This is a genomic window from Legionella quinlivanii, assembly GCF_003265995.1.
GTDB lineage: Bacteria > Pseudomonadota > Gammaproteobacteria > Legionellales > Legionellaceae > Legionella_C > Legionella_C quinlivanii_A.
Map to the genome: position 1 here is coordinate 90378 of NZ_MVJN01000004.1, position 13095 is coordinate 103472.

A 13095-nucleotide genomic window follows, 5' to 3' on the forward strand; every position below is an offset into this window, starting at 1 on the left:
AATGGAGCAGCCCTTACTGCAGTTTTTCCATTGCAGCACGCTGAAATTAACATGAAAATTACACTTCAATTGAAATCAAATGCCAACGAAATTCCTTGGCAGGATCTTATTTTACAGTCATCCTATTTTATCAAAGCAGAATCCGGTAATTTTTTACCAAAGACTGAAAAATATTACCCATCCTCTTCGGCAGAGTTATCTCTTAAATTTACCAATGATTTGGTAATGGATAGAGATATATTTTTGATGCTATTTTCAAAATCAGGGAATATCCTGGCGCAGAACTCTATCCCGGCTACTGAGCTTCGTGAAGAAAGGCCTGTCACTCTGGACTTTGATTACAATCCTGCTAATTTTCCTGAGCCAAGTGCAATTATCCCGGAAAGAAAACCTTTATTTGTTTATGGGCGTCTTCTGGAAAAACTAGGGCGAAAAAATATGGAGGATATTCAGATTATTTTCGAAGCATCCAGAGAAAATGACAGCCCTATTGAAGCAATAGCCACAGTTAGAACTGAAGCAGGCGGTTATTTTTTTATTGAATATCCTGAAGGTAATTTTTCCTATGCGGCAGCAAGAATTGGTTTAAACGTGAAAGAAAATCCCATTCCCATACATCTTGATAAAGTATTGGTTGATGGCGAGGCCTCTTTGCTGGAATTTCCACGGCATGTAATCCTGGTTGCCGAACTTGAAGATATCGAAGAAGTAACTGAAAAAGACTGCGGTTGCCAGGAAATCGATATGCAGAACAATAAACGCGTTCTGGAGGAATATTCTTTTTTCAGTTTAATCCGCACTACTGAGCCAGAAATTCGTGGTTTTATTCTCGAGGAAGACGATGAGATTACACTGGAAGAAGTATTGAATAAACATCCAATAAAGATCTGGGAAATTATTGATCCTATTCTCAAACTGCCCGCATTTAATCATTTAGCCATGCGTGGCGGCTTTACCCCCTCAGAAATGAGTATATCACGAGCCAATCCAGGAACAGTCAATCCAGCACCCAGCAATGAAATGGCGGAATCACTGAAGAAAATAAAAATCAGCCGCAATGTGCTGCACAATTTTCTAAAAAATGAAGACGGTTTAAACAAGGATAACATCGTTTCCCTGATTGAATTGAATGAAGCCTTGCAATTTAAAAAACAAATAGCCCCTATTCCCCCCCAGCCTTTGGGCAGGGTTATTCTGGATGCTAACAATACCGTTCACTGGGATGTGGATGCGACACTTTATCAATCGGTTTCAGTCGCACATGGCCATCTACTTAATTTTAAATCAGAATGGATTGCTGATGGTTATTCACTCGGCGACCTCTTATACAGCCTGCCTCTGGCTCCTGGCCAAAAGAAACAGATTGTGGTGTTTGACTGGGAACGTCGGGAGTCAGCCTCCAATGTCCAATCGATTGAATATGAAGAAAGCCTCTATAATTCGCTGGGACGCGATCGTGATATTTTTGAAATCACCAAAGGAGTAATTCAGGAAAATGTCAGAGGCAACTCCAGCGCCACAACAGCCAGCGCCAGCGCAGGTATTGGCGGCTTTGTGGGCGGCCTTCTGTTTGGCGTATCCGGAGGGGCTGGTTACTCAAGCTCGAATGCCTCACAGGATAGCCTGAGACAGACATCAGCCAGCGATCTGCAGAAAATCAGAGATCGAATTGTACAATCTGCAAATGCCGTACGCAGCCAGCGGTCTTCCGTTATCCAAACCGTTTCTCAGGGGGAACGTTTTGAAGTCTCTTCAGAAACAGTTGCCAACTACAATCACTGCCATGCCATCACAATTCAATATTTTGAAGTACTGCGTCACTTTAAAGTCAGACAACGCCTTGCTGATGCCAGAGAATGTCTGTTTGTACCCTTACCCATGACCAGTTTTGATTTGGATAAAGTACTGCGCTGGAAAGAGCATTTGGCCCTTGCTTTAATGAATCCAACGCTTGCCAAAGGATTTGAAGCGGCAACGAGGGTGAAAAACAAATGGATAGACAGCAATTTTCCCTCCGGCACCTTCGCTTCCGAAAAAATAATCAATGCATCCGGCAGCTTTCAAATTCGATTTATTATCCGTCGCCCAGAAGACAAACTGGTGGAAACGGATGATTATTCCAAGCCGATTTATGGGCCGACCGGCATTATCGGCTATCAGAAAAAGATGGTTGAAGATATTAACGAGGGGAACTGGCAAAGTCTCATTCCCTTCATGGGAGCTGACACACCACAAGGCTTTTACGAGCATTACTTAAAAAATGCCCGCAATAAGGATGAAGTGTTCCATCGGGTACTGGGAGAAAAGATTGCCACCGCCTTCGTAAGCGCCCTGACCTTCCATGTCGCCGATGAAACCGGCAATGAAATCGCTTCGATGGCTTTCGATAGCAGCCTGACTTCCCGTTACCGCAAGGAAGGTATTCTCAATATTACCATCCGATTCATGGGCCCTTCACAGTTTAGCCGTGACAAATTGCACTACCTTAAAATTCGCTGCGGTACGACCAATGTATTACCTGATTATTCATCAATAATTATTGTTTCAGGATTTATTCGCTATAAAACAGCGCATTATGAAGGCTTTCTCTGCCGCTATCAAAGTATTCAGGATGATTTATCACCCAGTGATGGCGCGACTCTTTACGCGGGTCCAGGCGCTGATGAATTACGTGATCCGCGCAAAGATGATTTGGCGGTCTTAAACTCACTGCTAAGCCATTTGAATGATCATCTTGAGTATTACCATAAAGCACTTTGGTACCATATGTCGCCGGAAAGACGGTTCATGCTGCTTGATGGCATTATTTTACCCGGCGAAAAAGGTCAGGGTCGAAGTCTTGCCTCCCTGGTTGAAAACGAGTTAATCGGTATTGTCGGCAACAGCCTGGTATTTCCAGTGGCTCAGGGTTTAAATCTTGATCCCAATTTTGGCTTGTCTGATTCGCTCTTTGATTATTATATGGTTTCAGCCACCGATCCTATTTCCATCAGTGTTCCGACCAAGGGGGTTTATGCGGAAGCCATGATGGGGCGTTGTAACTCCTGTGAGGAAAAGGATGAAAGCCGATTCTGGCGCTGGGAAGAATCTCCCATTCCGGATAGTCCGACAGCGATTAGCCCAATCAATACCGAAAGCCGCAGAGAGGATCCGGGTAATTTACAGCCTGTTCCATTGGCGAATCCGGTGGTCAATATTCAAAATGCTCCCAATGTGCCTGATCCAACAGGTATCGCCGGCACCTTATCACTTCTTGGAAAAGGTGATTCCTTCCGCGATATAACCGGCTTAAGCCAAAATCAAACCAATGCTCTGGAAGCGCTTAAAGCATCGTTTGATGCGACCAAAACATTTGGTCAGGAAGCGGCCAAACTTGAAATGCAAAAAATTATGGAGCGCCGTCTGGATAACGCGATTAAAGCGATTAACAGTAATCCGAATTTAGATGCCAAACAAAAAACTGAACTGACCGAAAAAGCGCTCAATGCTTATTTAGGTGCAGGCGCTAAATCGGATACACCGGCAAAAGATGAAAATGCTGATAAACTTCAGGAAGGTATTAATAAAAACCTTGATAAAGTCAGTAAAAGTAAAAGTGGTGAAGTGGCGGTTACCAAGCCCGATGGCACTAAGATTAACACTAAATTTAATGATGAAGCCGGATCAGGCCCTGCCATTGAAACTAAAATCGGCAAGGGAGGGATTACTCCGATTAAACAGGAAAGCGCCAATACCTGTTGGGCTACTGTGGCCACGATGATGATGCGCTGGAAAGACGGCACCAATTATACCGTCGAGCAGGTAATGACCAAAGCAGGGCCTCAATATCTGAATTATTATAATCAGAAACAGGGCTTGCCTTATACCGAAAAACAGGATTTCATCACCGCCCTGAAAATGAAAGGCGAGCCAGTTGCTCCCTACACCGCTGAAAATTATCATGCCTGGCTGATTGAATATGGCCCGCTCTGGGTTACCACGGATGCAGATGAGGGCAAGGGATTCTCAGCGCACGCCCGTATTATTACTGGCATAAGTAATGATAAGAAAACCCTCGAACTCATTGATCCCGCACAAGGTAAAAAGCTGACTCAGAGTTTTGAGGAGTTTTCCAATAGCTTCAATGAACTGGTAACCGACAGTCCGCTGGTCCCCTCCACTCAGGTGGTTCATTTTATTGATAAAATTGCTACACCCAGCGAAGGGAATGATCCCACAGAAGCCGATATTGTTAAGAATCTGAATGAGTATAACCCTTCCAGCAGTACTGCCATCGTCATTAACACAATCGAATTTAACAGCGGTATTTCCGGAATTAAAAATTATAAAGACTGGAAAACAGATAGCTCTGTCGTTCACAATCGCCGTAAAAACGCTTACCGTGATCCCTTCAGTATCAGGCATCTGGTACTTCATGAATCCGCTGCGGATACCGGCGATGGATTTGACGACTCGGTCAATGAAACCTCACACATGGCGGTCAGGCGAGATGCGACTATTTTACAATTCAACGATCTGGTAGAACATGAAAATCACAGCTCGGCAATGAATCCAACCAGCATTGGCGTTGAATTTGTTAACCGCGGCTGGCTGTCATCCAAAACCGATAATGGCGGAGAAGGCATCCCGGCCAAGGAGTCTTCATTAAGTGCAGAGCAGAAAGAAACCTATAAAGAAGCTAATGGATATTTATGGACTTTCTGGGGCTATGGTTTCGGCATCTATCGAGTTCCTCCTTCACTGGATCAATTGGAAAAAGAAGTCGAACTGGTTAAATGGATTACAGTGGATTTACCCACTCAGTTACAGGCCATCAGCGGTATCTCCATTTATAATCTTTTCCCATCCATTGACGATACCTGGCTGCAATTAGTGTCCTATGAGGATGTCAAAGATGTGTGGACATTTAAAGAAGATGATATCCCTGCTGAAGCGGAGCGCAGCACAAAAAATCTGTTTGTGTTTACAACCGGCTATGGTTATCTGATGCCTGCTGATATCAAAGATAAATCAGGGATTATTTCGCACAATGCATTTTACGAAAACCATAGTGATGGCTCATTTTTGACCCTGTATACCTGGCTCAGACTGCAAAAATCCAAAAACAAGAACGACGCCTATGATATCTGTAAAAAATTAATGAAAAATCATTCCATTCGGGTTTCGCTTAGCAGCGATACCGACAAAAAGATTTTTCTACTAGATGTCAAAGATGCGAACCTGGTTTAGAACCTGTGCTAAGTTTAAAAGGAACAGGGGAGATCATCATGGCTGAACAGTTTGATGCCATTATCATAGGCACAGGACAAGCAGGTCCTTCATTGGCGGTGCGTTTGGCCAATGAAGGTTGGAGGGTTGCTATACTCGAGCGCAATAAATTTGGAGGAAGTTGCGTAAATACCGGTTGTATTCCCACCAAACTCTATGTAGCCAGCGCAGAAATAGCACATCACGCCGAGATAGCGAATGAGTTTGGAATTGAAATAAGCGGCAGCATCCGCACGGATATGAAGAAGGTTAAGGCCCGAAAAGACGCCTTTATCCAGAAAGCCTCACTCGGCGTTGAAAACTGGTTAAAAAATACTCCTAATATCACTGTATTTTATGGTCAGGGAAAATTTATAGATAATCATACTGTCAGCGTCAATGACCGAAATTTATCTGCTGATCATATATTCATTAACGTGGGAGCTCGTGCCTTTGTTCCTCCCATGAAAGGAATTGACAGCATCGACTATTTTACCAATTCCTCTATTCTCGAGCTCGATACCGTTCCCGAGCATTTAATCGTGGTGGGCGGCAGTTACATCGGTCTTGAGTTTGCCCAGGTATTCAGGCGCTTCGGCTCTCAGGTAACGGTGATCGAAAAAGCCGATCGACTGATCGGCCGTGAAGATCCAGATGTTTCAGAAACAGTTTTGTCTGTCATGCGCGAATCCGGTATTCAAGTTGAGTTAGGAACAGAATGCCTGTCATTTTACCGTGAAGGCGATGAGGTAATTGCTCAGGTTGGCTGTAAACACGATAGTAAATTGTATCGGGGAAGCCATGTGTTAATGGCTATTGGCAGAATTCCGAACACAGAAGATTTAGGAATTGAAAATACCGATATCAAACGCAATGCTCATGGAATCATTGAGGTCGATGAGTTTTTGGCAACCTCCGTTCGCGGTGTATGGGCTTTGGGCGAATGCAATGGACGAGGCGCATTCACCCACACCGCTTACAATGATTATCAGATAGCTGCCGATAATCTTCTAAATGGCAGTAAACGCAGTGTCGATGATCGGATTATGACCTATGCCTTATATATCGACCCGCCTCTGGGACGTTGTGGTATGACTGAGGAGCAAGTCAGAAAAGCCGGTTATAAAGCACTGGTGGCCAAGCGCCCTATGACCCAGGTTAAAAGAGCAATGATTAAAGGCGAGCCGACCGGATTCATCAAAGTGATTGTTGATTCCGAAAGCAACAAAATTCTGGGGGCCGCGATTTTGGGAGTGAATGGGGATGAAATCATACATTCCATTCTGGATGTAATGTATGCGGATAAGCCCTATACTTTAATTCGTGACGCCGTTCATATACATCCCACTGTGTCGGAATTGATTCCAACCGCTCTTGAAAATCTGAAACCTCTGGACGAGTGACTAACCTGCTAAAACGAGTGATCCGGATTAAAGCCATTGAGCTGATAATTCGGCTCGTCTCTTTGATAAACATCCAGAGACTGCTTTAACTCATTGACTAAATTTTTAATATACGGCGGCAGTGCTTTTTCAATTTTGAGCAGCGCTTCCGAGACGCCTTTTATACTACCCGATTGATATTCGTCTGCAAATTCGTCACAAGCACTAAGCTGCATGTAACGATTCTCGCTATAGAAAAAAGAGCGCTTACTATTGTCCGCTTTAAAAGCCTGATATGTTTTATCATTTTCAAGCCAATATTTAATCGAAGCACTTACTAATTTTATAGTTTCTGTAATATCTTCTTCAATGTAATGGTAATACTGATTCAGCTCGTTAATTGCCTGATTATCACTTCCCCAGGCGGCCAAAACCATATCGTGCATTTGATTTAAAGTCTGGTAATAACGGCTATATCCCTTGCCATTGTGCTTGAATAGCCCATACCATCGGCTTCCCGAAGTATTAATCAGCTCATCATCAGCCATTGCTTTTTTCTTGGCATCGCGAATAAGTTTCAATACTGCGGAATAATGGGAGCTGTCAGTATAGCCTTTAAAACAGGAATCAACATTCGCCTTTAGCTTGCTTACTTGATGAGTTCGCGCATCCGATTTAAACCATCTGGCTTCATAGCCTTTAATTGCCTGTTGCAGATGGCCATGAAGCTCTTTGAGTCGATGGGAATTTTCGCTAATTGCAGGATTTTTTTCTCCTATCGATTGCAACTCGCGGGCTATAGAAAGCAGTACTTGCTTTTGAGAAGCTTCTGGAATTGAGGGGGATTGCAGAGCGGTTTCAACGCCGCAGGCATAAGCTGCGAAGCAATCTTTTAACAGGCAGTCGTTTCGTGACTCATTCCAGAAAAAAAGAAGCTCTGATTTAAGCTCCTGGGTATGGAATATTCTCTGTGTCAGCGCATTCATAAGCAAGATGCGAAATTCCCTTATTTCCTGATTTGAGAAATTAAATACATCCTGTTTTATTAAACCTTCAAAGCACAGTCCCGGGTTTCCCCTGGTATCTGAAATCAATTGAATAAAATTGGCCACTACGGCGGCTGCCTTGTCGTGAAGAGCGGGATTGATTCGCGTAAAATAATCAGCAATATTCGACCACAGGATATATTCAACACTTTTATGATTGGTTTTAAAGCTCGATTGCAATAAAAACAGTATTTGCTTTGCCTGTTCTTGCCCATTTTCCTGGGAGAGCAAATCATTGTATCTGGCAAGTAAACGATATATCTCTTCCGGAGCGAAGGCTTTCCTATCGACCATATGCTGAATAAAACTGAATATCCATCCACTATTTTCTGACAACCAGGCTTTATCAAGTTCCCTGAATTGTTCATATAACTCAGAAAACTGCAGCCCGCTATTCGCCCAATGTCCTAAATAGTAGTCCATTAATTTAAAATCAAATTCGCTGGGAAAACTGGCGGCTTTTTGCAGGATTGAAAAAAGCAATCGGGGCTTTAAGCATAACTGGACAGAGTGTTGTTTCAGTATATTCAATACAGCCGGATAATCAGCAGCTTTCGCCTCTTCAACAAATAAAATGGCCTTTCGCTGGATATCGCCTTGATTAATTAAATCGCTTTCAGCCACATTGGGAATAATCTGATTAATTAAATTAAAAAAATCAAGCGTTATTCTTACTTCGTCTTTATCGAGAAAATAATGAGAAGCCGCTTGAAATACTGCTCGTTTCTGAGCATCAGGAAGTGTATTTCCGATAATCGAATTCAGCTCATCGGAGGATAATCTTTTTTTAACCTCTTTAACCATTTAATTCGCCCTGATTTCACACATCTTCGGGCGATTATCGCAAGTTATTCTTAAGGGAGTATTAGCCGACGTAAGTTCCATCCTTGCTGTCCCGAGGTACCACAACAGCTTCCCATACGTAATGCGACTTGCTCTTATTATTATCCTTAATTTTTCCTTGACTCCAGAAGTTCAATTGTTAAGGAACTTTGTCCTTCCCGCGAAGGCGGAAATCCATTCCTCAATTGGCATTATAGCTCGCTCAGAGATGGATAGCCGCCCTTCCAATTAGCCTTAAGCTTTTCTTGACATTAAGAATGTATGATGTAGCGCCCCCCCGCCCGCGCAAGAAAAGTGATTAAAATCCAGGTGGTAAGCGCGGGAGAGGGTTGGGGGAGAGGGAATAACTCCAATCATTGTTAGAACACTTTCGAATAGTTCCTATCTATATTAATTTTCTTGCAATGTATGTGGATTTTATTCCAGCTGAAACCGGTTTTTTACCCTCTCCCCAACCCTCTCCCGCGAGAAACATAAGTATTTTGATCAAATTTCTTCCGCGGGCGAGGGGGCTATTTACACAATTGATCTACTGGAGTCAAGGAAAACTTAAGGCTAATTGGAAGTTCCCCGCCTTCGCGGGGAAGACAGTTTAATATCCATTTGAACTTAGCTTAATGGCACAATTGGAACACTTGCACATGGGATCCAGTGCTAACTCTACTCTCCCAACTCCTTTCTCGAAATAAACCCAATAAAACGATCCAGCATGCGAACACTTAATATACGTTTTAGAAAGGCAAGAAAATGGGCAGGAAAGGTAACTCGATATTGAGGCTTGGGATTTTTTGCCTCGATTGCATGAATGATTTTTTTAATCACTGCATCAGGCCCGCAGGTAAACGTTGATTTCGATTTTTGCTCGCGAAAATGATTCAGCATAAAATCATACTGTCTGGAAAAATGGCTGTCTTTCTGATTAATCTTTGTCAACGAGTAACTGATTGCATTGTCCCTGAAACGGCTTTCAATTGGGCCGGGCTCTATAGTGATAACCTTAATGCCGGAACTCTGAAGTTCTAGTCTTAGCGTGTCGCTCAGACCCTCTACTGCATATTTTGATGCATTATACGCTCCCCGAAAAGGCATACTGATCAGCCCCAAAATGGAACTCATATTGATTATTCTGCCTGCTTTTTGCCTGCGCATTACTGGTATGACCAGCCTGGTCAGCTCCATTAAGCCAAACACATTAGTTTCAAATTGCTCACGCAGGGTATTGCGTTCTATATCTTCCAAAGCGCCGGTCTGTCCATAGCCGGCATTGTTGATTAATACATCCAGTTGGCCATTGGTCTTTTGCATTAGCAGCTCAAAGCCCTGATGAATCGAGACATTATCGTTCATATCCATTTGCAAGGCTTCAATTCCCTGCTCCTCCAGGCGGGTTAAATCCTCCTTTTTTCGACAGGAAGCAATAACCCGATATTGTTTTTGATGCAAAGCACAGGCTGCTTCATAACCAATGCCCGTTGAGCAACCTGTGATAAAAATAATTTTTTGCATGGTAAAGTCCAAAGTATTTAAAATAATCTATCCTGGCCGCAGAAGTTAACAACTCCGGACCTGGATTACAAATTTTCCATTGTTACTCAAAGGTTTTTCTGCTAAAAGCATTATTTTATCTATGCGATTATAAAATGCTGCGACGCTTATTGCCCTTCTTATTACTTAGTTTTACTCTGGCAGCGGCCCCTCAATTTAAACCCATGCAACCACAGTTGCAAAGCGTCTATGAAATCAATACTCAAGCGCTATGCTCGACCGCTAAAGAAACTTTAGCTTATCTGAATAAAGGGCCAGGCTATGATCCGCAAGTCATTCATGGCGGGAAAATAGTGCCTGTTTCTCTGGAAAGAGTGAAAAAAACGCTCGCTTTTATTTGTCAGCATCAAAAGCAAATGAGTGATCCTTCGTTTATCAGGGCAAATTTTGAATTTATCCGCTGGTATCCAGACATAACTCAGGCTCAGAAGTTCACTTCCGGCAAGCCTTTGTTGAAAAATTTGCCCAAAGATTCTGTTTTAATGACTAAATATTTTGTGCACCAGGCGAATGTCAGCGAAAAGGCAACTCGAGAACATCCCTATGCCCTGTATGGATTGCCGAATGATGAACATCAGCTGACTATTGAGGAAGCTAATCAGCACAAGGAATTAACCCGTTTTCTCTATGGGAAACAAGCGATTCTTAAAGGAGCGCTCAAGCAAAAAAAGGTGCCGGTATTGGCCTATTTAAGCCGCGCGGATCTTGAAGAAGCTTTAATGGAAGGAACACTGGTAGCCTCCTTTCCCAATGGCCAGCAAAAAATATTCAATGTCCATCGCTGCAATAATATTGCCTATGATCGCAATAAGAAGCCCTATGCACAGGAGCGTTTCTGGTATTTCAGAGAAGTCGAAGGCATTAAAGGGTATGGAAAAGACGCGGATCATAAGATTACAGTTAATACTGAGGTGACATTCGCCGGCGATCTGCAGCAATTTGGCTTGGGAAAACTCCTTCTGATTCAATACTCGAATGCACAAAAACAATCGATTACCCGCATGGGTATTCTGGCTGATACCGGAGGTGCTTTTGCCAATAATTTATATCAGGTTGATTATCTGGCTGGAAGTTTTTCCAGCCGAGAAGAGTTTTTTCGTAAAACTGAGAAATTACCGAATTATATTGCCGCGTATTTTCTAGTGCTTAGAGCCTAGCAACTGAACCTGTGTTCGCAGTGACTACATCCGTGGCCATAGAAACACTGGCATAGGCTGCGCGATGTTCACTCAGAAATCCCCCTTGACGAACCAGGCCTGCGCAATAGTTCTGATAAGGAACAGAGTTTGTTACTTCCTGTTGCATCGCCTGTAAATTCGCTAATTTCATTTGCGGAACTGATTCGATTAATTTGAGTAAAACAGGCTCATTTCCATTATATAATTCATGCAAATGTGACATTAAATACCGTTTAAAACTGCTCTCAATTTCTTTCCAAATCGGCTCCACATTGATTTTTAATTGTTTGAGTTTTTCCATCAGTGATTTGATATCCTCACCTGCGTCGGCACTGCCAACTGCTGTCCTTATATACTCAAGGGTCACCCTTTCCAGCGCCTGTCTGGCAATTTGATTTAATATCTTTTCTTCGGCATCGTCGCGGCTTAAAAATTGCTTCGACTCCATATCATAAGCCTGAGAAATTACCTGATCCCCAACATCCATAACCCAGCCATGAACAGTGACCCCCTCTTTTTGCTTTGCTTTAATCAGAGGATACTCCAACAATTTCTCCATTTGCATTTCGACATTGGTTTGAATAATCAGATCCAGTTTTTCCCGCTCAGAAAGATCTGAATAACCAGGCATTGCAGAAACTCTGGGAATGACGCCCGCTGCGTGTTTCTTCAACCAGGACGCAGTTGAAGGCACCTTATCTTTTATTCCTGGATTGGTAAGACCTTTCATACCCCCACAATTGGAATGCCCTAAAATAATGACATGTTGAATACTATCCATTGTGGCCAGGGGATACTCTATACCTGACGCGGCGCTTTTAGCTGGATCAGCCGGTACGAGATTTGCAATATTTCTTACTGGGAATATCTTGCCAGGTCCGGCATTGAATATTAATTCCGGAACCACTCGAGAGTCGACACAGGTAATTAGTAGTATCTCAGGCCGTTGTTCTTCGGCCAGATTGACCTCTTGTGGTTGGGATGTTGAGTATCTGTTTTGCTCAATGTTGTTCAGTATTTGAAATAATTTTAGCAATCGCATCATTGCCTCCTGAGTAGTTTGTTCAGATATTTAACAACAATTGCATCCGAAAAGTCAAGTTTTTTTACAAAACTGTAAAGAGGTTTTGATTAAAAAATAGGCTTTAGAAAACTGAGTACTTCTTGATCACTGGTTTGTCGGAAATCATCGTACCAAAGCCCTACTGCCTGAATATCAGGAGGCATAAGCGGGCAAACCACTTCATCAACGAGTTTTTCAAGTTCTTTACACACCATAGGATCGGCAACCGGAACAGCAATGGTGATCGAGGAGGGATTCTGTTTTTTGATTGCCTCCACGGCCGCTTTGAGTGTGGCGCCAGTGGCAATACCATCATCGATCAAGATAACTTTTTTTCCAGTCAGAACAGGATATGGCCGCTTGCCGCGGTAGACCGCTTCCCGCCGCAAAAGCTCATGCGTTTCTGCTTTGATAACTGCTTCAATAGCTTGTGCGGATACATTATGATTTTTAATCAATTCCTCGTTAAAGAAGACAGTACCTCCGGAGGCAATTGCACCCATTGCCAGCTCTTTGTAACCTGGCAACCCCAGCTTTCTTACAATTAGCACATCCAGCGGCAGGTGAAGTTTTTTAGCTACCTCACAGGCTACAGGAACTCCTCCGCGCGGTAATCCAAGCACAATTCCATCGCTGTTTTTGTATTTTTCAAGGTATGTAGCCAGCAGTCTTCCTGCCTGACAGCGGTCCGTATATTTATCCATGTTCACCTTTGTAAAAACAGTCCATTTTACTCAAAAATATAGCAGCAAATGGTCTATACTTTTGGTGAACCTTAAGAGGAGGGTTAA

General features: G+C 43.0%; 7 protein-coding genes. 3 read left to right on the forward strand and 4 right to left on the reverse strand.

Going from position 1 to position 13095, the window contains the following annotated elements:
* Window positions 1–51 precede the first annotated feature (51 nt).
* Together B1207_RS06010 and B1207_RS06015 are read left to right on the forward strand one after the other, a co-directional pair.
* Complete coding sequence (locus B1207_RS06010; RefSeq protein ID WP_112219095.1) at window positions 52–5229, forward strand: papain-like cysteine protease family protein; 5178 nt, start codon at window positions 52–54, stop codon at window positions 5227–5229.
* A 38-nt stretch (window positions 5230–5267) separates the two neighbouring features.
* Window positions 5268–6650 carry an FAD-containing oxidoreductase gene (locus B1207_RS06015; RefSeq protein WP_112219096.1) on the forward strand — a complete coding sequence of 461 codons (1383 nt, stop codon included), beginning with the start codon at window positions 5268–5270 and terminating at the stop codon, window positions 6648–6650.
* An 8-nt stretch (window positions 6651–6658) separates the two neighbouring features.
* Here the strand turns inward: B1207_RS06015 and B1207_RS06020 are convergent, their stop codons facing one another.
* Both B1207_RS06020 and B1207_RS06025 read right to left on the reverse strand, forming a co-directional pair.
* Complete coding sequence (locus tag B1207_RS06020) at window positions 6659–8479, reverse strand: hypothetical protein (protein WP_112219097.1); 1821 nt, start codon at window positions 8477–8479, stop codon at window positions 6659–6661.
* Window positions 8480–9178: 699 nt separating this feature from the next.
* Window positions 9179–10024: an SDR family NAD(P)-dependent oxidoreductase gene (locus tag B1207_RS06025; RefSeq protein ID WP_112219098.1), complete on the reverse strand. Its 846-nt coding sequence runs from the start codon at window positions 10022–10024 to the stop codon at window positions 9179–9181.
* Window positions 10025–10158: 134 nt separating this feature from the next.
* Here B1207_RS06025 and B1207_RS06030 point away from each other — a divergent pair, with 134 nt between their 5' ends.
* Window positions 10159–11220 carry a hypothetical protein gene (locus B1207_RS06030; RefSeq protein WP_112219099.1) on the forward strand — a complete coding sequence of 354 codons (1062 nt, stop codon included), beginning with the start codon at window positions 10159–10161 and terminating at the stop codon, window positions 11218–11220.
* On the opposite strand, the gene B1207_RS06035 is transcribed toward B1207_RS06030, so the two are convergent.
* Window positions 11210–12286, reverse strand: coding sequence for a carbonic anhydrase (locus B1207_RS06035; protein ID WP_112219100.1), 1077 nt, complete (start codon window positions 12284–12286; stop codon window positions 11210–11212). The two genes, B1207_RS06030 and B1207_RS06035, sit on opposite strands and share 11 nt — an antisense overlap.
* Before the next feature lie 86 nt (window positions 12287–12372).
* On the reverse strand, window positions 12373–13008 hold the full coding sequence (locus tag B1207_RS06040; RefSeq protein ID WP_112219101.1) for a phosphoribosyltransferase: 636 nt from the start codon (window positions 13006–13008) through the stop codon (window positions 12373–12375).
* Window positions 13009–13095: the final 87 nt, after the last annotated feature.

Bases quoted from the DNA above. Each gene is read 5' to 3' on its own strand.
- B1207_RS06020 (WP_112219097.1), bottom strand. From the start codon at position 8,479: ATGGTTAAAGAGGTTAAAAAAAGATTATCCTCCGATGAGCTGAATTCG.
- B1207_RS06030 (WP_112219099.1), top strand. From the start codon at position 10,159: ATGCTGCGACGCTTATTGCCCTTCTTATTACTTAGTTTTACTCTGGCA.
- B1207_RS06010 (WP_112219095.1), top strand. From the start codon at position 52: ATGAAAATTACACTTCAATTGAAATCAAATGCCAACGAAATTCCTTGG.
- B1207_RS06015 (WP_112219096.1), top strand. From the start codon at position 5,268: ATGGCTGAACAGTTTGATGCCATTATCATAGGCACAGGACAAGCAGGT.
- B1207_RS06035 (WP_112219100.1), bottom strand. From the start codon at position 12,286: ATGATGCGATTGCTAAAATTATTTCAAATACTGAACAACATTGAGCAA.
- B1207_RS06025 (WP_112219098.1), bottom strand. From the start codon at position 10,024: ATGCAAAAAATTATTTTTATCACAGGTTGCTCAACGGGCATTGGTTAT.
- B1207_RS06040 (WP_112219101.1), bottom strand. From the start codon at position 13,008: ATGGATAAATATACGGACCGCTGTCAGGCAGGAAGACTGCTGGCTACA.